The sequence below is a fragment of the Roseovarius salincola genome, assembly GCF_026891095.1.
Lineage (GTDB): Bacteria > Pseudomonadota > Alphaproteobacteria > Rhodobacterales > Rhodobacteraceae > Roseovarius > Roseovarius salincola.
This window is the reverse complement of record NZ_JAPTNL010000010.1, coordinates 13,626-32,076: the sequence shown is the minus strand read 5'-3', so window position 1 is coordinate 32,076 and position 18,451 is coordinate 13,626. Positions and strand designations below refer to the sequence as shown.

The following is an 18,451-nucleotide window of genomic DNA, read 5'->3' as shown; positions in this document are numbered from 1 at the left end:
GTGTCGGCGCGTGCTATCGTTGCGCGGAAAGAGGCAGAGCAGGCCCGCACATCTCGATGACCGCACTCAGCGAATACCAGAGGCTCGAAGCGCCGGGCCTGTGGCGCGCTTCCCCCGAGGATCAGCGCAGCGACGTGATCGTGTCGATCGGCGATGCGACCCTTGTGATCACCGACCTGCGGGAAAACCCGCTGGCGCATTGGTCGCTGGCGGCGATCAGCCGCGCCAATCCGGGGCGGCAACCGGCGATCTATCACCCCGATGGCGACCCCGGCGAGACGCTGGAACTGGACGCGGGCGAAAAGGATATGATCGCCGCCATAGAAAAGCTGCGCGCCGCGGTCGAACGCCGCCGCCCGCGCCCCGGACGGCTGCGGCTGGTGATGGCGTCGCTTTCGGTGCTGTCGGTGCTGGCGCTGCTGCTGTTCTGGCTGCCCGGCGCGGCGCGCGACCATGCGCTTTCGGTGGTGCCCGATGTCAAGCGCACCGAGATCGGCAACGAGCTGATGACCCAGGTGCAGCGCATCGCCGGCCCCGCCTGTCGCGCCGCCGAAGGGCGCACGGCGCTGGACCGGCTGGCGCGCCGCCTGCCCGCACCGGGCGGCGGCACCGGCGCGCTTGAAGTGATGCGCGACGGCGCGCGCAGCACGGTCAGCCTGCCAGGAGGGACGATCCTGATTCATCGCGAACTGGTCGAGGATCACGAGGAGCCCGATGTGGTGGCGGGCTATATCGTGGCCGAACGTCTGCGCGCCGAGTTGCACAGCCCGCTGGCGGACCTTCTGGATCATGCCGGGGTCTGGGTGACGCTGCGCCTGTTGACCACCGGCGAGATCGAGGCCGATGTGATGGACGATTACGCCCGCAGCCTTCTGACCAGCCCGCGCCCGGCCCTGCCCGATGACACGCTGCTCAAGGGCTTCGAGGCCTGGGGCGTGCGCTCGACCCCCTATGCCTATGCGCGCGACATCACCGGGGAATCCACCCTGCCCCTGATTGAGGCCGACCCTTTCGCGGCCCAGGCGCCCGAACCGCTGTTGAGCGATGCCGACTGGCTGCGCCTGCAGGGAATCTGCGGCGGCTGAGCGCCCCCGCGCCGCAAGGCGGCGGGGGATTTGGCGTTTTCATCCCGGCGCGGGGCAAGTATCACTTGGCCCAAAGGCAAGGTGGTTTTCATGAGGGCAGAGATGACGCAGACGATGATCGGGGTGATCGGCGGATCGGGGCTTTACGATATCGACGGGCTTGAGGACGCGACATGGGTCAGCGTCGAAAGCCCATGGGGCAAACCATCCGACCAGATCATGACCGGCAGGCTTGACGGGGTGAAGATGGCCTTTCTGCCGCGTCACGGGCGCGGCCATGTCCACAGCCCCTCCACCGTGCCCTACCGCGCCAATATCGACGCGCTCAAACGTCTGGGCGTCACCGACGTGATCAGCCTGAGCGCCAGCGGCAGTTTCCGCGAAGAGATGGCGCCCGGAGATTTCGTGGTGGTCGATCAGTTCATCGACCGCACATTCGGGCGCGAGAAAAGCTTTTTCGGCGCCGGTTGCGTCGGCCATGTCAGCGTCGCCCACCCCACCTGCCCGCGCCTTGGCGCGGCTTGCGCGCAGGCGGCGCGTGCCGCCGGGATCACCGTCCATGAGGGCGGCACCTATCTGGCGATGGAGGGGCCGCAATTCAGCACGCTGGCGGAATCGCGCATGTATCGCGAGGCCTGGGGCGCGGATGTGATCGGGATGACCAACATGCCCGAAGCCAAGCTCGCCCGCGAAGCCGAGCTGTGCTACGCTTCGGTCGCCATGATCACCGATTACGACAGCTGGCACCCCCAGCATGGCGAAGTCGACGTGGCGCGCATCATCGCCACGCTGATGGGCAATGCCGACAAGGGGCGCGACACGCTGCGCGCCCTGCCGGTGCTTCTGGGCGCAGAGCGTGCGCCCTGCCCGCATGGCTGCGACCGCGCCCTCGACAACGCGATCCTGACCGCGCCCGAGGCGCGCGACGCCGCTCTGGTGGCCAGGCTCGATGCGGTGGCGGGGCGCGTACTGAGCGGCTGACCGGCAATCAGCTGCCGAGGCCCAGCCGTTTGATCAGCCCCGCATCGCGCATCCGCTCGCCGAACCAGACCGAACCGTCGGGCGTGAAGTGGAACCCGTCATAGACCAGCACCTCGCCGGGGGTGATGAACCCCTTGCATTCGTCCTGCGAACACATCAGCGAAAGCGGGTCGATGAAGCGCTCGCCCAGGATTTCGGCCAGACCGGCGTTGATCTTGCGCGCGTCCTTGACCGGGCTGGTGGACCAGGCCATGCAATCGCTCAGGCACTGGTCAAGGATATCGGAGCGCGAGAAGCGCACCGACTTGGTGCCGAACACCCAGAACTTGTTGCCATATTCCGAGATCAGCCGGTCAAGGCTGGCCTGCATCAGATCCACCTCCCATTCGCTCCAGGCGGTGGCGAGGATCACGATGTCGGCTTCCCCGATCAGCGCATAGGTCTTGTCGGCCATGAGGTCGTTATGCTTGGCGCCGCAAAGTTTGAAGCGGCTTTCTTCGGTGAATTGGGCGAAATCTTCGGGCGGGATGAAAAGATTGCCGCAGGTCGCGCCGACCTGGGCGCTGACTACAGACACGTCCTTGTCGATCACTGCCGCCAGCGCATTTTGCAGGTCGGCCGAATTGCTGTCGCCGATCAGCAGCAGCTTGGTCGCGGCGTCCGCGTCGAAATCCTGAAGGCGGCTGGCATCCTTGGCCTCCCATGTGGTCAGCCCATAGGCATCCGCGCGCGCGAACATGTCGACCACCGGCTGCGGGTAACGGAACATGTTGCCATTGCTGAGCGTTCCCACCAGCCCGACGCCGATCAGCGCCAGCGATCCGACCACCGCGAAACCGCCAATCTTCATGCGGCTGGCAAAGACCTTCCTGCGCCGGGTCGGGGTCTCGATGACGTAGTAGGAGAACACCGACAAAAGCGCCGTCGCCGCCAGCATCAGCGCGGTATGCCAGAGCGGCGCGTTGCGCCCCACCGCGTGGCCGTAAAAGGCCAGGATCGGCTGGTGCCAGAGATAGGCGCTGTAGGACACCAGCCCCACCGCCACCACCGGGCGGAACGCCAGAAGCCGATGCGCCAAGGTGCCCGGCTGCGCAAAGAGGATCACCGCCACCACGCCAAGCACCGGCACCACGGCATAAATGCTTGGGAAAGGCGTGCTGTGATCATAGGCGAAGATCGCGAACCCGATCCCCGCCAGCCCCAGCGCCGACAGGACGTTGGCCAGACCCGGCGCCACGTCCACCGCGCCGCGCCGGTCGACGTAAAAGGCGGCAAAGGCCCCCGCCAGCAATTCCCACGCCCGCGCGGGCAACAGGAAGAACCCGGCCTCGGGCTCCTGGTAGGCGGCCCATTGCGCCAGCACCAGGCTGAACAGGAACACCCCGATCAGGATCTGCGTGATGCGCCGCTTGCCCCAGCGCCAGGCCATCATCAGGAACACCGGGAAAATGATGTAATACTGCTCTTCGACCGCGAGGCTCCAGGTATGCAGCAGCGGCTTGATCTCGGCGGCGGTATCGAAATAGCCCGCTTCGCTCCAGAACAGGAAATTCGACGAAAAGGTCGCCACCGCGATCAGGCTCTGGGCGAAATCCTTGAAGTCGGTGGGAAACAGCACCAGCCAGGCCACAGGCAGGCAACACAGCGACACGAAGAACAGCGCCGGAAGGATACGCCGCGCGCGCCGCTCGTAGAAATTCATCAGGCTGAACCGGTCCTCGTTCAGCTCGGCCAGGATGATGGTCGTGATCAGGTAACCCGAGATCACGAAGAACACATCGACCCCGACATAGCCCCCGCCAAAGGCCTCGAACCCGGCATGGAACAGGATCACCGGCACAACCGCGACGGCGCGCAAGCCGTCGATTTCAGCACGATACTTCAAGAAGTGTCTCCGCATGTCCATTCTATGCGCCGTTTCACATACTGACCACGCGGTTCCGAGTAAATAGCCCTTGATCCGCCGCGTGCCCATGCCGCCCCCGGTGTCGCCGCTATGCCGCCTGCGCGCGCCCGCGGCGCGACGGATCGCACCCTTGCAAGGCGGTGCGGCATCGGCCAAACAATGGGCTGTTCCAGCCAGTGAAAGGCCGCCCATGCCCGTGATCCGCACCGTCAAGGATTATATCCGCACCATCGTGGACTTCCCCCATGAAGGGATCATGTTCCGCGATGTGACCACGCTCTTCGCCGATCCGCGCGGTTTTCGCATGGCCATCGACCAGATGCTGCACCCCTATGCCGGCGAGCGGATCGACAAGGTCGTCGGGCTGGAGGCGCGCGGTTTCATCCTGGGCGGGGCGATCGCGCATCAGCTGTCGCTGGGATTCGTGCCGATCCGCAAGAAGGGCAAGCTGCCCGGCGCGGTGATTTCCGAGGATTACCAGCTGGAATATGGCGAGGCCGTTGTCGAGATCCATGACGACGCCATTCAGCCGGGCGAAAAGGTGCTGGTGGTCGATGACCTGCTGGCCACAGGCGGCACCGCCGAGGCAGGCATCAGGCTGATCGAGCGGCTGGGCGGCGAGATCGTGGGCTGCGCCTTCGTCATCGACCTTCCCGAACTGGGCGGGCGCAGGCGCCTCGAGGCGATGGGCATGGACGTGCACGCGCTGTGCAACTTCGACGGTGCCTGACACGGCCTGCCTGCGTGCGCCCTGCTCAGGCGATCACGGGCCGCGCAATCATCCGTGAAAACCGCAAAGCGCGCTGGACCGCGCCCCGCTATGATGTCTGAATGCCGCCATGCAAGATTGGCTGCACAGCATGTCGCAACCCCAACAGCGTTACGCGCTCGGCCGCAGGTTCGAGGCGCTGACCGAAGAGTCCTTCACCGTGCTGCGATGGGCCTTCATCGTGGGGTTCGCGCGGTTCCTGTCGGTGACGACCGGGGCCTTCTGGGCGGTGGCGATCCACTGGACGCTGAGCGCATTGCTGCTGGGATACCTGGCATCGCGCTTTCTGCTCCGGCCTGAAATCCCGCTGTTCGGTGCTACCGACCGGCGCTGGAAACGGATCGTTCAGACGGCGGCGAATATCCTGATCTGCGTCGTCGCCTTCGCATGCGTCATGTGGGGTCTGAACATGCTGGCCGACGGCGTCGCGCAATACAGGTTCGCGCCGATGCCGGGTTGATTGCGCCCACCCGCTAACGCCCGTAATAATCCCGGTACCAGGCGACGAACTGCGCAAGCCCCTCGTGGATGTCGGTTTCGGGGCGGTATCCGGTCAGGCGTTGCAACAGGCTCGCATCCGCCCAGGTGGCGGGCACGTCGCCCTTTTGCATCTCCATCATGTTGTAGCTGGCCTTGCAGCCCAGCGCGGCTTCGAGCGCGGCCACGAAATCCATCAGGCGGACGCTGGTGGAATTGCCGATATTGACCACCCGCCAGGGCGCGACCGGCGACAGGCTGTCGCCCGGCGCGATATCTTCGGGCGCGGCGGGGCGCGCGGGGGGCGCGTCGATCAACAGGCGGATGGCGCGCACCAGATCGCCGACATAGGTGAAATCGCGATACATCTCGCCGTGATTGTAGATGTCGATGGGCCGCCCGTTCAGGATCGCGTCGGTGAACTTGAAATAGGCCATGTCGGGGCGCCCCCATGGCCCGTAGACCGTGAAGAAACGGAACATGGTGGTGGGCAGGTTCCACAGATGCGCATAGGCATGACCCATCGACTCGCTGGCCTTCTTGGTGGCGGCGTAGATCGTCATCTGGGTGTCGGCCTTCATGGTCTCGGCGTAGGGCATCTGCGTCTCGGCGCCGTAAACCGAGCTGGTCGAGGCCATCAGCAGGTGGCGCACATCATGGCGGCGCGCGGCCTCCATCACGTTGAAACTGCCGATCACATTGGCATCGAGATAGGCGCGCGGATTTTCAAGGCTGTAGCGCACCCCCGCCTGCGCCGCGAGATGCACGATCACATCGGGTGCGCAGGCATCCACCGCGCGGTCCAGCGCCGCGCCATCCTCCAGCATCGCCTCATGAGCGGTGAAACCGGGCTTGGCGGCCAGCATGGCGTGGCGGCGTTCCTTGAGGGCGACATCGTAGTAATCCGTCATCCCGTCAAAGCCATGCACCTCGACGCCCTCGTCCAGCAGCAGATCGGCAAGGTGATAGCCGATGAACCCGGCGGTTCCGGTGATGAAGACCCGTGTCATGATCCCTGCCCTTCCTTGCGCATGCCCGCGCATGCGCATTCCGAGCGATAGCCCGAGCCGGAGCCTAGCACAAGGCGCGGGCGGGAAAACCGCGCCCCGGCACTGGCAATCCGGCGCGGACTGGACCAAAGTCGGCGCAACCGGAAAACACAGCCCGAAAGCGCGTCATGACAGACAGGACGAGGCATCATATCGTGATCGGCGATGGCGGCACCGCCGCCGCTTTTGCCGAAATGGCCCAACTGAACCCCGGCGACCGGCTGAGCGTGATCGCCAATGCCCCCGAAGCCCTGGGGCGCGGTCTGGCTTACGGCGATCACGCGCCCGATGCGCCATGGCGCTATGCCTATCTGCTCAACTCCCCTTCGGCGGCGGTGCTGCCGGAATTCGCCGACTGGCTGCGCGAGCATTGGCCCCACGTGTCGCGCACCATGCAGGGCCGCCGCCCCGATTGGCTGGGCTTTGGCGCGGGTCACATCGAAGCGGGCGATCTGGCCGCGCTCTTTGCGCCGCGCGCTTTCTTTGGCGATTACCTTTCGCAGATGGTGGAAACCGCGCTTGCGCGCCACCAGCGGAACGGCGTCACCCTGAACCGGGTCAAATCCGTGGTGCGCGGCCTCGACCATGACGGAACGCGCTTTCGCGTGACCCTCGATGATGGCCGCGTCGAGACCGCCGATCGCGTCGATCTGGCCCCCGGCACCCCGGCGATGGATGCGTTCTGCACCGATGCGGGGCCGGGCGCGTTTCCCATGCTTTACGGGCGCGAAGAGGCCATCTCCGCGCGGCTTTCCCCCGGTGACCGGGTGATCTGCCTTGGCGCCAATGCGGCCATGCTCGACGTGCTGCGCTTCCTGCAATCGCTGCTGGCTGAGCGCGACATCCGCATGACCGTGCTCAGCGCCAGCGGGTTGCGCCCCGAGCCGCTGATCTGGGAGCGCCCGCGCAAGCCGGATGTGGTGCCGCGCATCACCGGCCCCTTCGCCACCTGCGACGATTTTCTGACCGCGGTCGACAGTGAAATCGCCCGGATGCGGCGCGACGAGGGCGCGGGCATGTCGCAGCTTCGCCCCGGTTTCAAGAACTGGGCAACCGGCGACAAGCTGGCCGAGTTGCTGCCCGACCCCACCGAACGCCGCCGCGTGACCCACCCGCTGGAGCGCCGCTTTCGCCGGGGCACCCATGACAGCATCGCCGATTTTCACCGCCTTCTGGCCGCCGGGCAGATCACCGAGATCATCGGCCGCGCCCAGCGGGTCGAACCCGCCAAAGGTGGCGCGCGCGTGCATCTCGAGACCCGCGACGGCGCGGACATGCAGCTTGACGCCCCCCTGGTGATCAACTGCGCGGGTCCGGGCGCGCGGCTGGCGCTCGATCCGCTCAGCGAAAGCCTGGTGGCGCGCGGCTGGCTGGCGATGGCGCCCGATGGCGCCGGGCTGATGACGGGGCCGGGGCTCAGGATCGGGCCGCCCGGCCTGCGCTACCTCGCGCCCACGGTGATCGAGGTGGGTGATACGGTGTCACCTTTTCCGCTCTTTGATATGGGCGGGCTGCGCCAGCAGGTGGCGCTGGCGAACGGCATCACCTGAGCGCCGCGCACGATCAGTAGACCCGCCCGCGCGCCGAGACCGGCCAGACGCAATCCACCTTGCCGCCGCGCAACCCCACGTACCAGTCATGGATATTGCAGGTCGGATCGCAATGGCCGGGCACCAGCTTCAGGCGGTCATTCACCCTGAGCACGCCCTTGGGGTCGGCAATAACCCCATGTTCGTCGCTGCATGTGATATATTCAAGCGCATCGCCCGCGCGCCCGAACACCACCGGCAGACCGCTATCGACCGATTGCGCCTTGAGCCCAGCATCCACTACCGCGCGATCCGCGCGCACATGGCTCATGACACTGGTCATGAGGAACAGCGCGTTCTCCCATCCCCCCAGCCCGTCCAGCCGCCGCCCCTCAGCGTCCTGAACCCGCCCGTAATCGGCATCCATGAAAGCGTAAGAGCCGCATTGCAGCTCGGTATAGACTCCGGATTCGGTCTCGAACTGGTAGCTCCCGGTGCCCCCGCCGCTGACCACGTCGCAAGGCAGACCGGCCTTTTCCAGTGCCGCGACCACCTCGCGGGTCATGGCGATGGCGGTCTCGATATGGGATTTGCGTGCGTCATAGCTGCGCAGGTGCTGCGCTGCGCCCTGATAGGCCTGAAGCCCGGCAAAGCGCAGCCCCGGCGCCGCCGCGATGGCGCGCGCGATCTCAAGCGCCGCGTCGCTGTCGCGCACGCCACAACGCCCCGCCCCGCAGTCGATCTCGACAAGGCAATCAAGCGTCGTGCCGTGGCGCGCGACCGCCGCCGACAGTTCGGCCACGTTTTCGATATCGTCAATGCAGCAGCCCAGCCTTGCGCCAAGCCCCGGCAATCGCGCCAGCCGGTCGATCTGACGCGGGTCGCGCAGTTCGTTGGTCAAAAGAACATCGCCAATCCCGCCGCGCACGAAAACCTCGGCCTCGCTGACCTTCTGGCAGCAGACCCCGCAGGCCCCGCCGATGGCGATCTGCAACTTTGCAAGGTCGACGGATTTGTGCATCTTGCCATGCACCCGCAGGCGCATTCCCTGCGCCTTGGCATAGGCGCCCATCTTGCGCAGGTTGCGTTCCAGCGCGTCCATGTCCAGCACAAGACAGGGGGTCGCTATCTCGGCCTCGTCCATCCCCGGCAGGGCGGGAATATCAAAGCCCGCTTCATATTCATCAAGCTCGCTCATACCGGCATCCTGACCCGCCGCCGCGCCGATGAAAAGATGGAAAGCGCAGTCGCGGCCGGACGGGCGGACTCTTCAGGCCGTCACGCCGCCGGGTAACTGGAAAACACCGTCGCCCCGCCATCGCGCCCGATCAGGTAGACGTCATAGGCCTCGCGCCGATCCTCCGGGCCCATGCCGGGCGAGCCATAGGGCATCCCCGGCACCGACAGGCCGACCGCATCGGGGCGCGTCTCCAGAAGCGCGCGGATATCGGCGGCGGGCACATGGCCTTCGATCATGTAGCCGGCGATCTTCGCGGTGTGGCAGGAAGCCATGCGCGCCGGAATGCCGTTCTCGGTCTTATATCGGCTGAGCGCGGTGCCGAAGCTGGTTTCGGTCGACACCTTGAATCCGTCCGCCTCGAGGATCTCGATCCAGGCCGAACAGCAGCCGCAATTGGGATCCTTCATCACGTGGATTTCAAGCGGTGCCCGGGTGGCCGCCACCGGCAGCCCCGCCACGGCACCAAGCGCCGCCCCGGCGACAATGAATCCGCGGCGCGAGAATGCTTGCTGGGTCATGGTCTTTGCTCCTGTGCTGGTGCCGGGGATGATAGCGCCCTGCGCATCGCCCGCAAGCCCGCGCCCGCCCGGTGATGCGCCTATGTCCGCCGTCAGGCCAGCCAGACATCAAGGAACAGCATCACCACCAGCCCTACGGCCAGACCCAGCGTTGCCTTGTTCTGATGGCCCCGGCGGTGGGTCTCGGGGATGATCTCGTGGCTGATCACGTAAAGCATCGCGCCCGCCGCAAAGGCCAGCCCCCAGGGCAAGAGCGGTTCCGCGACCGAAATCACCCCGGCCCCGATCAGCCCGCCCACCGGCTCGACCATGCCTGTGAGCGCGGCAATGGACCAGGCGCGGCGCCGGTCATAGCCCTCGCCCAGAAGCGCCACCGCCACGGCCAGCCCCTCGGGCGCATTCTGCAAGCCGATCCCGATGGCCAGCGGCATCCCCCCCGACAGGCCATGCGCCCCGAACCCGACGCCCACGGCCAGCCCTTCGGGGAAATTGTGGATGGTGATGGCGATGATGAACAGCCAGACACGGCGCAGCGATGCAGCCTCCGGCCCCTCGCGGCCCAGCTTGAAATGCTCATGCGGCAGCGCCTCGTTCATCAGGTGAACCGCGCCCATGCCGATCAGGATGGACACGCAGGTGATCGCCGCCGGAACCGGCCCGGCGCCAAAGCGCGCTTCGGCAGCATCGAGCGACGGGATGATCAGTGAAAAGAACGACGCCGCCAGCATCACGCCGGCGGCAAAACCCAGCGACATGTCGCGAAACGCCTGCCCCGGCATCCGCCCCGCCAACACCGGCGCAGCACCGACCCCGGTCATCAGGCCAGCGGCAAGGCTGCCGAGAAAACCAAGCAGAAGGGGCGAAGATATCTCGTCCATCGGATCTTTCCGGCTTCATTCAAGGGCAGCCGCGCCAGGCGCGGCTGCCCCCGTTAGACGCCACTGCGCGGGCATGTTCAAGGGTTGCGCATGCGGTGGCCCGTCAGGCCCGCTTGCGCCCGGTCACCATCGCGCGGGACAGATTTTCACCATGCGCATGGCTGGCCAGCGCGACGCCGCCCAGATGCAGCACGATCAGGACCACCGTCAGGTTGGCGGCGGTCTCGTGGATCTCTTCCCAATCCGCCTCGCCTTCGTGCTCTCTCCCATGCTCGTCCCCGGCCTGCGCGACGATCCCGGCCAGCGGCCCGCGCCCATCTTCGGTGGCCAGCGTGACCATGCCCGAAACCGCCGTCACCGCCAGCGCCGCCAGCAGCGCCAGGGTCATCGCGCCCCCGGCGGGGCTGTGGCCGAGATGGCGCGCGGCGCGCCCCGCAACGAGCGCGCGCAGATAGCGCAGCACCCGCGCCGGGCCGGTCACGAAATCCGAAAACCGCGCCCGGCGCGGCCCCACCAGCCCCCACAGGATGCGCAGCGCGACCACCGCCGCGATGGCATAGCCCGCCCGGACATGCAGCCATTCCGGCTCGCCCTCGGTCAGGTAGGCGGTGGCGAACGCCACCACCAAGATCCAGTGACCCATGCGGATCAGCGGATCCCAGACCTTGACGGTCTCCTGCCCTGCCCGATCAGGCATCAATCGTCATACCCGTAGCGGCGGACCTGATCGCCGGTCACGGGATCGAAATAGCCTTCGACCCTCATGCCGTTGGCGTCGATCATCTCGACATCGTAAACCCCGTGTTCGATCTCGATCTCGCGGATGCGATAGCCCTTGGCCTCGATCCGGGTTGCCAGATCGGCGATGCTGATCCAGTCGGCGCGATCGGCGGCGCTACCCTGCATCCGGCGAAAATCGTCATCCGAGGCCTGTGCGATACCGGCACCCAGTGCCAGGGTCGATGCGCCTGCGGCGGCAAGAAGAATGTTGCGAATCATGGTCTGTCTCCTTCGTGTTGACATGCGGCGGGATTGCCGCGGAACATCGCCCTTTTGCCCCACCCTGCCTGACGCCCGCCTGACGGCGATTGTCAGCTTGCTGTCAGGTGCGGGAGGTTAGAAACTGCACATGATGAAACACATGCGCCCTCTTCCGCTTGCACTTGCGTTGCTCCTGCCGCTTCTGGCGGTCTCCACGGCCCTTGCCAGCGGCGATGATGATGACGATCATGATCGCGCACGCGCCGCGCTGGAACGCGGCGCGATCCTGCCGCTGGCCGAAATCGCCGCGATCGCGCAGACCGCCTACGGGGGGCGGTTGATCGAGGTGGAGTTCGACGAGGAGGACGGCCGTTTCATCTACGAGCTGGAGATGATCCGGGCGGATGGCCAGATGATCGAGGTCGAGATCGACGCCGCCAGCGGCCGCATCCTCAAGATGGAGGCCGAAGACGACTGATGCGCGCGCTTGCCGTCGAGGACGATCCCCGGATCGCCGCCGATCTTGCCGCCGCGCTTCGCGGTGCGGGATTTCGCGTAGAAACCTGCGCCGATGGCGAAGAGGCCTGGTTCCTTGGCGATACCGAGGATTTCGACCTTGTGGTTCTTGACCTCGGCCTGCCGGGGCTCGACGGTCTGTCGCTGCTCAAGCGCTGGCGCGCCGCAGGGCGGCTCATGCCGGTGCTGGTGCTGACCGCGCGCGGCGCCTGGCAGGACCGCGTCGAGGGCATCGAGGCGGGCGCCGACGACTACCTGCCCAAGCCCTTCCGCATGGAGGAACTGGTGGCACGGGCGCGCGCGCTGGTGCGCCGCGCGGCGGGCCATGCCACCGCGCTGCACGAGGCGGGTGCGCTACAGCTTGACACCAACCGCATGACCGTCGCCGCGCATGGCGCGCCGGTCAGCGTGACGGCTCTGGAATACCGGCTGCTGTCCTACCTGGCGCTGCACCGTGACCGCGTCGTGCCGCCCACCGAATTGCTGGAACATCTTTATGGCGACGATGACGCGCGCGAGGCCAACGCGCTTGAAGCGGTGATCGCGCGGCTGCGGCGCAAGCTGGGCAAGGGCGTGATCGGCACGCGGCGCGGCTTTGGTTACTTTCTCGAAGGCACCGGCGCATGAACCGGCTGTCGCTGCGCCTCAGGCTGGCGCTGGCCGGGGCGGCGGCGATCGCGCTGGCGCTGGGGCTGGCGGCGCTGGGGCTGGCGGCGCTGTTCGCCACCCATGTTGAGCGGCGCGCGATGAACGAGCTTTCGGTGCAGCTCGATCAGGTGCTGGCCGGGCTGGAGCGCGGGGGCGACGGCGCGCTGGGGCTGGCCACGCCCCCCGCCGATCCGCGCTTCGGGCGCGCCTATGGCGGGCTTTACTGGCAGATCGAGGCAGAGGGGCGCGTGCTGCGCTCGCGCTCGCTCTGGGATTACGCGTTGCCGCTGCCGCCTGACGATCTGGGCGCGGGCGCGCCGCATCGCCACGCCCTGCCCGGTCCCGATGGCGGCACGCTGCTGGTTCTCGAACGCAGCGCCCGCCTGCCCGAAGCGCTTGGCGCGACGCCGCTGCGCGCCGCGGTCGCCATGGATGCGAGCGAACTGGTGCAGGCAAAACGCGCCTTCCTGGCCGACATGGCACCTTATCTTGCCTTGCTGGCACTGGTACTGGCGGGTGCGGGCTGGGCGCAGCTGGTGATCGGGCTGCGCCCGCTGCACCGGCTGGGCGCGCGGGTCGGCGCGCTGCGCGCGGGCCACACCATGCGCATGGGCGGCGACTGGCCGCGCGAGGTGCAGCCCCTGGCAGCCGAGATCGACGCCCTGCTGGCCGAACGCGACAGCGCCACGATGCGCGCCCGCGCCCGCGCGGGCGACCTGGCGCATGGGCTCAAGACCCCGCTCCAGGCCCTGATGGGCGAGACCGGCCGCCTGCGCGACGCCGGCCAGACCGCCGCCGCCGATGCCATCGACAGCGTCGCCGACGCGATGCGCCGTCATGTCGAGCGCGAACTGGCCCGCACCCGCAGCGCCGCCCGCACCCGCAATGCCCGCGCCGATGTGGCGCTGGTGGCCGCGCGGGTGATCTCGGTGCTGATGCGCACCCCGGACGGCGCGCGCCTTGACTGGCACCAGACGGTGCCCGAAGCGATGATGGCCGCGCTTGATGAAAGCGATCTTGCCGAGGCGCTTGGCGCATTGGCCGAAAACGCCGCCCGCCATGCGCGCGATCACGTCACGCTGAGCGCAACCGCCCTGGACGACACGACCCTCAGGATCGACATCACCGATGACGGCCCCGGCATCCCGGAACACCGTCTGGCCGGGCTGACCGCGCGCGGCGCGCGCCTTGACGAAAGCGATACGGGCAGCGGGCTGGGCCTTGCCATCGCGCGCGACATCGCCGAGGCGGCGGGCGGGCAACTGACGCTGGACAGCAGCGGCGCAGGACTGAAGGCCAGCCTGACCCTGCCCCGCGCCTGAACCTTCACGCCGATCAGGACGCCCATTCACCCTTGCGAAAGACCGGCACCCGCGTGCCATCGGCGGTGATCCCGTCGATATCGGTGTCGGCCCCACCGATCATCCAGTCCACATGGATCAGGCTGGCATTGCCGCCCCGGCGTTCGATCTCTTGCGCGCTCAGATCGCCGCCATCCCTGAAACATTTGGAATAGCACTGCCCCAGCGCGATATGGCAGGCGGCGTTCTCGTCATAAAGCGTGTTATAAAACAGCAGCCCCGATTGCGAGATCGGCGAGGAATGCGGCACCAGCGCCACCTCGCCCAGCCGCCGCGCGCCCGCATCGGTCTCCAGCAGCTCTTGCAACACCGCCTCGCCCTTCGTCGCGCTGGCGCCGGTGATGCGCCCGCCCTCGAAACGCATCTCGATTCCCTCGATCAGACTGCCCTGATGCGAGAGCGGCTTGGTGGCGCGCACATGGCCCTCGGTGCGCATCGCATGGGGCGTCGTGAAGACCTCCTCGGTCGGAATGTTGGGATTGCAGGTCACGCCGTTGCGCGCGCTCGAGGCCCCGCCCTGCCATTCATGCCCATCCGCGAGCCCGACCATCAGGTCGGTGCCCGGCCCGGTGAAATGCAGCGCATCGAAAACCCGCTCGTTCAGCCAGCGCGTGCGCGCGCGCAGCTTGTCGTTGTGGGCCTGCCAGGCGGCGACGGGATCGTCCTCGTCCTTGACGCGCGAGGCGGCAAAGATCGCTTCGGCCAGCCGCGCGACGGCCGTCTCCTCGTCGAGATCGGGAAAGATGCGCTGCGCCCATGCAGCGCCGGGATAGCTGACGATCGACCAGTTGATGTCGAAATTCGCGATCTTCTCCAGCGCCGGCTTGTAGGCCATCGCATTGGCCTTGCCCACCCGCGCCACCCTTGCCGGGTCCTCATCCGCCAGCAGCATCGGATCGTCCCCGACGATCGCCATGCGCGCCGCACCGTCCGCAAAGGCCTTGGCCATGCCATCGAACAGCCAGCCCGGCGCGCGGTCAAAGCTCGCGTCCCGCGCATTGCGATAGCGCGCCAGCGTCAGCGCCTCATCCCCCAGGATCGGCGTCACCAGCCCCGCGCCCGCGCGATAGGCCTCGGCCACGATCCGGCGCACCAGCGGCAGCGCCGTGACCGGTGCCGTCAGCACGAGGTCCTGCCCCTCCTGAAGGTTGAGCCCGACCTGCACGGCCACCCTGGCCAGACGGTCCAGGCTTTGTTGGTGATCGTCCTCGAATGTCATGATTATCCCCGGTGTTCTGGCATTGCGCGCGCCACGTTCCGCCATGCCTGCAAAAAGGTCAAGCCGACGGGCCGCGCGCGCAGCGGCACCGCCCGGATCACCATCGCGCACAAAGCCCGGCGTGATCATCGGCGCGGATCAGGCGCCCATGCAAAGGGCCGCGCCCATGCGGCGCGGCCCTCCTTGATGCATATCGCCCGGCTCAGCCGTTCTTGCGGCGGAAATGCAGCTCGCGCATCAGGGCCTTTGCGGCCAGATGCATACCCGAATTCTGCAACTCGTCGATACGCTGTTCGATTTCTTCGTCGGTCATGCTGCTCATGGCTCTCTCCTTCTGGTCTGTTGTCCGGTCGATCCACCGGGGCGCCGGACCCAAGGTCCGCCCCCGCAGAGTCGCGTTATGCGTCAAGACCGCCTGATACCGGGGCCTGCATCGGCATGACGCCGAAAGCTGATACGCTAACGCTCGGGCCGGGCATTCACCCCGGCCCCATGTGCAGGGACAAGCAACGCTTCAATCACCCGCACGGGACTGTGTGCGCTATATCGCCTCTCAGGGCGCGAACATCAACCCCCGGCCCAGCGACCGGACCGCCGATCGCTCAGTCCGCACCGGATTTGACGGCCGGGCGCAGCAGCGATTGCGCCGTGTAGACCAGGATCGCCAGCCCGACGGCACCCGCAGCGGCAACGCCCAGAAGCACGATCCAGTCCACCGGACCGCCGATATCGGACAGCGCCGAATTGGTCATCCGCAGCACGAATATCACCGCCGCGACCGCCCCCAGTGGCATGAAAAGCTGTGCCAGCAGGAACTTGCGCGCAGACATGTGCCGGTCACGCACCAGCACGTAAAGATAGGCCACGGTCACGATCGCCGCGATCACCACCATCGCCCAGAACAGACCCCGCCCGAAGATTTCCTCGAACACGGCCAGCAGGGTCTCGAATGTCAGTTCTTTCATGGTCGGCCCTCCTCAGACCTTGCCGCGCAGCATGGCGTTATAGGTGGGTTTGAGCGCGATTTCCTTCATCAGCCAGGAAATCCACAGCTCTTCCAGCGGGGCAATCACTCCGGGGAAAGATGGCGTCAGCCGGTTCTCGTAATCGAACTCGACCAGCATCGCGCGGCCGATTTTGGTGATCATCGGGCAAGACGTGTAGCCGTTATAGATCGCGCTGCCTTCGCGCCCGTCCAGTTCGGCGACAAGGTGATCCTCGACCACCGGCACCTGCCATTTGACCGATGCGGCGGTCTTGCCCTTGGGCACGCCGTTGATATCGCCGACGCCGAAGACATTGGCATAGCGGCGATGGCGCAGCGTGCCGGGATCGACCTCAATCCAGCCCTGGTCGACCCACCTGTCGGCCCAGCTCAGGCCCGAGTCGCGCACCACCTGCGGGGCGCGCTGCGGCGGGATCACGTTGGTGAAGTCGAAACCGATCTGCACTTCGCGCTCCGGCGTGACCGTCACCGTGCCATCCGCCGCCAGCGCGCGGCTTTCGGGCACGCGGTAATGCGCGGTCTTCGCCGCCGCGTCGATCCCCGTCAGAACATGGCTCCAGCGCACGTCAAAGCCGCGTTCGTCAAAGATCAGCTTGGCCTTCTCGTCGACCACCGGCACCGAGAACAGCGCCTTGTTATGCGCCGCGTAGATGATCTGCGAGGCGTCGCGCCGCCCCTTCCGGCGCAGGTAGTCATCGGTCAGGAAGGTGTATTTCAGCGGCGCGCCGGCGCATTTCATCTCGGTCGGCGGACGTCCGAACAGCGCCACGCCGCCCTTGTCGGTAAAGGCGTCCATCGCGCGCCAGGTCGCCGCGGCCTGCTCTGGCCCGGCGTAAAGCGCGCCGATCCCGTTCTGACCCACCTGGTCAAGCGAGAACCCCTCGACAGCGTCCCAGTCCAGCGACAGGCCCGTGGCCACGATCAGGTAGTCATATTCCAGCCTGCTGCCCGATGCCGTGGTGACGATCTGCGCTTCGGGGTCGATCGCGGCGGCATGTTCGCCGATCCATTCCACCCCGTCCGACAGCCAGTCGCCCGTATCGCTGAGCGTGTAGCTGGCCGGTTTCAGACCGGCCGCGACCAGCGTGAAACCGGGCTGATACCAATGCTGCTGGCGCCCGTCCACGATGGTGATCGCAGCCCCCTCGAGGCGCTCCGCCAGCCGGTTGGCCATCGCCGTGCCCGCCGCACCCGCACCTAGGATCACGATCCTGGCGCTTGTGCGCACCGGCTCCGCCCGTGCCGCGCCAGGACCCGCCACGGCCAGCGCCGCAGCACCCCCCGCCGCAAGCCCAAAGAAGCCGCGCCGCGATGTCTCGCCCCTCAAGAATTGCTCCATTCCCTCACCTCATCGCCTATCACATCAATCATATTCCGGTATGGGAATGTATACCATCTTTGCAGCGCGCGCATTGATCACGTCCCTGCCCTGCCGCGACCTGTCGCCGCACAGGACACCGTTTCGCGGCCTGATCTGTTGGTTTCCGGGCGCGCAGGCGTCTACGGCACACCGATCCAGAGCTTCGCCAGCATCCAGACCGCCATGCCCATCATCATCAGATTCTCGGTCAGCGACACGAAGCCCAGCGGCACCTCGCTATCGCCCCCTACACAGGCGCATTTGAGCTCGCGCCGGTCGATATAGACGGCCTTGAACACGCTTGCCGCCCCGACCGAACCGATGAACAGCGCCACCGGCGCCGCAATCAACGTCAAGACCCCGGCAATCATCAACAAGCCCGCCCCGGTCTCGGCAAAGGGATAGAAATAACCATAGCGCACATGGCGCCGCGCCAGCAGGTCGTAATTGAGGAACATGGTCGAGAAACTCTCGACATCCTTCAGCTTCTGCAAGCCAAGCAGCACCATCGAGATCGCGATGAACCACTCGATCACCCGCACCGTGAACAGCCCCTGACCGGACACGAAACCCACCGCCAGCGCCATCAGCGCCGCCACCGTGAACAGCGCGACGATCGGCTGATAAGCGCCCGCGAAACGGCGCGCCTTGCCGAAATGCTCCAGCAGCGCCTCGTATCCGCCGATCCGCTCGCCGCCGATGAACCCCTGCGGCGTTGTCTTCACGTCATGGCGCTGCATGAACGCCTCGACCTCCTCGCGGGTCTTCAGAGGGTGGTCCTCCACCTCATAGCCCTCCCGCTCCAGCAGGTCCTTTGATTTCAGCCCGAACGGACAAAGATGATCCGGCATCATCATCCGGTACAGCGCCGCGCGCTTCGCATCCGCCTTGCCGCTCTCTTTCATGCTCATCTCTCGCCTCCCTTCCC

General features: G+C 66.7%; 19 protein-coding genes. 8 read left to right on the top strand and 11 right to left on the bottom strand.

The features are described 5' to 3' along the window. Positions 1-56: 56 nt before the first annotated feature. Positions 57-1,085 (top strand): M48 family metalloprotease, encoded by a 1,029-nt coding sequence (locus N5A93_RS11895; RefSeq protein ID WP_268955320.1) that lies wholly within the window; start codon positions 57-59, stop codon positions 1,083-1,085. Between the two features lie 102 nt (positions 1,086-1,187). Then, positions 1,188-2,066 carry an S-methyl-5'-thioadenosine phosphorylase gene (locus N5A93_RS11890; RefSeq protein WP_268955416.1) on the top strand — a complete coding sequence of 293 codons (879 nt, stop codon included), beginning with the start codon at positions 1,188-1,190 and terminating at the stop codon, positions 2,064-2,066. Positions 2,067-2,073: 7 nt separating this feature from the next. Here N5A93_RS11890 and N5A93_RS11885 read toward each other — a convergent pair whose 3' ends face one another. Further along, on the bottom strand, positions 2,074-3,951 hold the full coding sequence (locus N5A93_RS11885) for an acyltransferase family protein (RefSeq protein WP_268955319.1): 1,878 nt from the start codon (positions 3,949-3,951) through the stop codon (positions 2,074-2,076). A 211-nt stretch (positions 3,952-4,162) separates the two neighbouring features. Here N5A93_RS11885 and N5A93_RS11880 point away from each other — a divergent pair, with 211 nt between their 5' ends. Continuing rightward, positions 4,163-4,702: an adenine phosphoribosyltransferase gene (locus N5A93_RS11880; RefSeq protein WP_268955318.1), complete on the top strand. Its 540-nt coding sequence runs from the start codon at positions 4,163-4,165 to the stop codon at positions 4,700-4,702. A gap of 130 nt (positions 4,703-4,832) precedes the next feature. Then, positions 4,833-5,201: a hypothetical protein gene (locus N5A93_RS11875; protein WP_268955317.1), complete on the top strand. Its 369-nt coding sequence runs from the start codon at positions 4,833-4,835 to the stop codon at positions 5,199-5,201. A 13-nt stretch (positions 5,202-5,214) separates the two neighbouring features. Here N5A93_RS11875 and N5A93_RS11870 read toward each other — a convergent pair whose 3' ends face one another. Continuing rightward, positions 5,215-6,228, bottom strand: a complete 1,014-nt coding sequence (locus N5A93_RS11870) for an NAD-dependent epimerase/dehydratase family protein (RefSeq protein WP_268955316.1) — start codon at positions 6,226-6,228, stop codon at positions 5,215-5,217. A gap of 167 nt (positions 6,229-6,395) precedes the next feature. On the opposite strand from N5A93_RS11870, the gene N5A93_RS11865 reads away from it, so the two are divergent. Next, entirely contained in the window at positions 6,396-7,817 is a 1,422-nt protein-coding gene (locus N5A93_RS11865; RefSeq protein WP_268955315.1) for an FAD/NAD(P)-binding protein, read from the top strand. A 13-nt stretch (positions 7,818-7,830) separates the two neighbouring features. Here the strand turns inward: N5A93_RS11865 and N5A93_RS11860 are convergent, their stop codons facing one another. The 5 genes from N5A93_RS11860 to N5A93_RS11840 form a co-directional block, all read right to left on the bottom strand. Further along, the gene (locus tag N5A93_RS11860; protein ID WP_268955314.1) at positions 7,831-8,994 is read right to left on the bottom strand and encodes a DSD1 family PLP-dependent enzyme; all 1,164 of its coding nucleotides are present in this window, start codon (positions 8,992-8,994) and stop codon (positions 7,831-7,833) included. Positions 8,995-9,074: 80 nt separating this feature from the next. Continuing rightward, positions 9,075-9,554 (bottom strand): DUF411 domain-containing protein, encoded by a 480-nt coding sequence (locus tag N5A93_RS11855; RefSeq protein ID WP_268955313.1) that lies wholly within the window; start codon positions 9,552-9,554, stop codon positions 9,075-9,077. A gap of 92 nt (positions 9,555-9,646) precedes the next feature. Continuing rightward, positions 9,647-10,432 carry a ZIP family metal transporter gene (locus N5A93_RS11850; protein WP_268955312.1) on the bottom strand — a complete coding sequence of 262 codons (786 nt, stop codon included), beginning with the start codon at positions 10,430-10,432 and terminating at the stop codon, positions 9,647-9,649. A gap of 103 nt (positions 10,433-10,535) precedes the next feature. Further along, positions 10,536-11,129, bottom strand: a complete 594-nt coding sequence (locus tag N5A93_RS11845) for a cytochrome b/b6 domain-containing protein (RefSeq protein ID WP_268955311.1) — start codon at positions 11,127-11,129, stop codon at positions 10,536-10,538. Beyond that, on the bottom strand, positions 11,129-11,431 hold the full coding sequence (locus tag N5A93_RS11840; protein ID WP_268955310.1) for a PepSY domain-containing protein: 303 nt from the start codon (positions 11,429-11,431) through the stop codon (positions 11,129-11,131). The genes N5A93_RS11845 and N5A93_RS11840 overlap by 1 nt, the downstream gene beginning before the upstream one ends. Before the next feature lie 133 nt (positions 11,432-11,564). Here N5A93_RS11840 and N5A93_RS11835 point away from each other — a divergent pair, with 133 nt between their 5' ends. From N5A93_RS11835 to N5A93_RS11825, 3 genes are read left to right on the top strand one after another with little or no spacing between them, the layout of a single operon-like run. Then, positions 11,565-11,891, top strand: coding sequence for a PepSY domain-containing protein (locus N5A93_RS11835; RefSeq protein ID WP_268955309.1), 327 nt, complete (start codon positions 11,565-11,567; stop codon positions 11,889-11,891). Next, complete coding sequence (locus N5A93_RS11830) at positions 11,891-12,556, top strand: response regulator transcription factor (protein ID WP_268955308.1); 666 nt, start codon at positions 11,891-11,893, stop codon at positions 12,554-12,556. The genes N5A93_RS11835 and N5A93_RS11830 overlap by 1 nt, the downstream gene beginning before the upstream one ends. Continuing rightward, entirely contained in the window at positions 12,553-13,899 is a 1,347-nt protein-coding gene (locus N5A93_RS11825; RefSeq protein WP_268955307.1) for a sensor histidine kinase, read from the top strand. Before N5A93_RS11830 ends, N5A93_RS11825 begins: the two co-directional genes overlap by 4 nt. A gap of 13 nt (positions 13,900-13,912) precedes the next feature. Here the strand turns inward: N5A93_RS11825 and N5A93_RS11820 are convergent, their stop codons facing one another. From N5A93_RS11820 to N5A93_RS11805, 4 genes are all read right to left on the bottom strand, one after another. After that, positions 13,913-15,157: an aminopeptidase gene (locus tag N5A93_RS11820; RefSeq protein WP_268955415.1), complete on the bottom strand. Its 1,245-nt coding sequence runs from the start codon at positions 15,155-15,157 to the stop codon at positions 13,913-13,915. 602 nt (positions 15,158-15,759) lie between these two features. Further along, positions 15,760-16,122: a DUF5368 domain-containing protein gene (locus N5A93_RS11815; protein ID WP_268955306.1), complete on the bottom strand. Its 363-nt coding sequence runs from the start codon at positions 16,120-16,122 to the stop codon at positions 15,760-15,762. Positions 16,123-16,134: 12 nt separating this feature from the next. After that, the gene (locus N5A93_RS11810; RefSeq protein WP_268955305.1) at positions 16,135-17,502 is read right to left on the bottom strand and encodes an NAD(P)/FAD-dependent oxidoreductase; all 1,368 of its coding nucleotides are present in this window, start codon (positions 17,500-17,502) and stop codon (positions 16,135-16,137) included. Positions 17,503-17,663: 161 nt separating this feature from the next. Next, positions 17,664-18,428: a MauE/DoxX family redox-associated membrane protein gene (locus N5A93_RS11805; RefSeq protein ID WP_372920960.1), complete on the bottom strand. Its 765-nt coding sequence runs from the start codon at positions 18,426-18,428 to the stop codon at positions 17,664-17,666. Positions 18,429-18,451: the final 23 nt, after the last annotated feature.

Excerpts from the sequence above, each read along its gene's own strand:
- N5A93_RS11895 (WP_268955320.1), top strand. The coding sequence starts at position 57 with ATGACCGCACTCAGCGAATACCAGAGGCTCGAAGCGCCGGGCCTGTGG.
- N5A93_RS11890 (WP_268955416.1), top strand. The coding sequence starts at position 1,188 with ATGACGCAGACGATGATCGGGGTGATCGGCGGATCGGGGCTTTACGAT.
- N5A93_RS11880 (WP_268955318.1), top strand. The coding sequence starts at position 4,163 with ATGCCCGTGATCCGCACCGTCAAGGATTATATCCGCACCATCGTGGAC.
- N5A93_RS11875 (WP_268955317.1), top strand. The coding sequence starts at position 4,833 with ATGTCGCAACCCCAACAGCGTTACGCGCTCGGCCGCAGGTTCGAGGCG.
- N5A93_RS11870 (WP_268955316.1), bottom strand. The coding sequence starts at position 6,228 with ATGACACGGGTCTTCATCACCGGAACCGCCGGGTTCATCGGCTATCAC.
- N5A93_RS11865 (WP_268955315.1), top strand. The coding sequence starts at position 6,396 with ATGACAGACAGGACGAGGCATCATATCGTGATCGGCGATGGCGGCACC.
- N5A93_RS11860 (WP_268955314.1), bottom strand. The coding sequence starts at position 8,994 with ATGAGCGAGCTTGATGAATATGAAGCGGGCTTTGATATTCCCGCCCTG.
- N5A93_RS11855 (WP_268955313.1), bottom strand. The coding sequence starts at position 9,554 with ATGACCCAGCAAGCATTCTCGCGCCGCGGATTCATTGTCGCCGGGGCG.
- N5A93_RS11850 (WP_268955312.1), bottom strand. The coding sequence starts at position 10,432 with ATGGACGAGATATCTTCGCCCCTTCTGCTTGGTTTTCTCGGCAGCCTT.
- N5A93_RS11845 (WP_268955311.1), bottom strand. The coding sequence starts at position 11,129 with ATGCCTGATCGGGCAGGGCAGGAGACCGTCAAGGTCTGGGATCCGCTG.
- N5A93_RS11840 (WP_268955310.1), bottom strand. The coding sequence starts at position 11,431 with ATGATTCGCAACATTCTTCTTGCCGCCGCAGGCGCATCGACCCTGGCA.
- N5A93_RS11835 (WP_268955309.1), top strand. The coding sequence starts at position 11,565 with ATGAAACACATGCGCCCTCTTCCGCTTGCACTTGCGTTGCTCCTGCCG.
- N5A93_RS11830 (WP_268955308.1), top strand. The coding sequence starts at position 11,891 with ATGCGCGCGCTTGCCGTCGAGGACGATCCCCGGATCGCCGCCGATCTT.
- N5A93_RS11825 (WP_268955307.1), top strand. The coding sequence starts at position 12,553 with ATGAACCGGCTGTCGCTGCGCCTCAGGCTGGCGCTGGCCGGGGCGGCG.
- N5A93_RS11820 (WP_268955415.1), bottom strand. The coding sequence starts at position 15,157 with ATGACATTCGAGGACGATCACCAACAAAGCCTGGACCGTCTGGCCAGG.
- N5A93_RS11815 (WP_268955306.1), bottom strand. The coding sequence starts at position 16,122 with ATGAAAGAACTGACATTCGAGACCCTGCTGGCCGTGTTCGAGGAAATC.
- N5A93_RS11810 (WP_268955305.1), bottom strand. The coding sequence starts at position 17,502 with ATGGAGCAATTCTTGAGGGGCGAGACATCGCGGCGCGGCTTCTTTGGG.
- N5A93_RS11805 (WP_372920960.1), bottom strand. The coding sequence starts at position 18,428 with ATGAAAGAGAGCGGCAAGGCGGATGCGAAGCGCGCGGCGCTGTACCGG.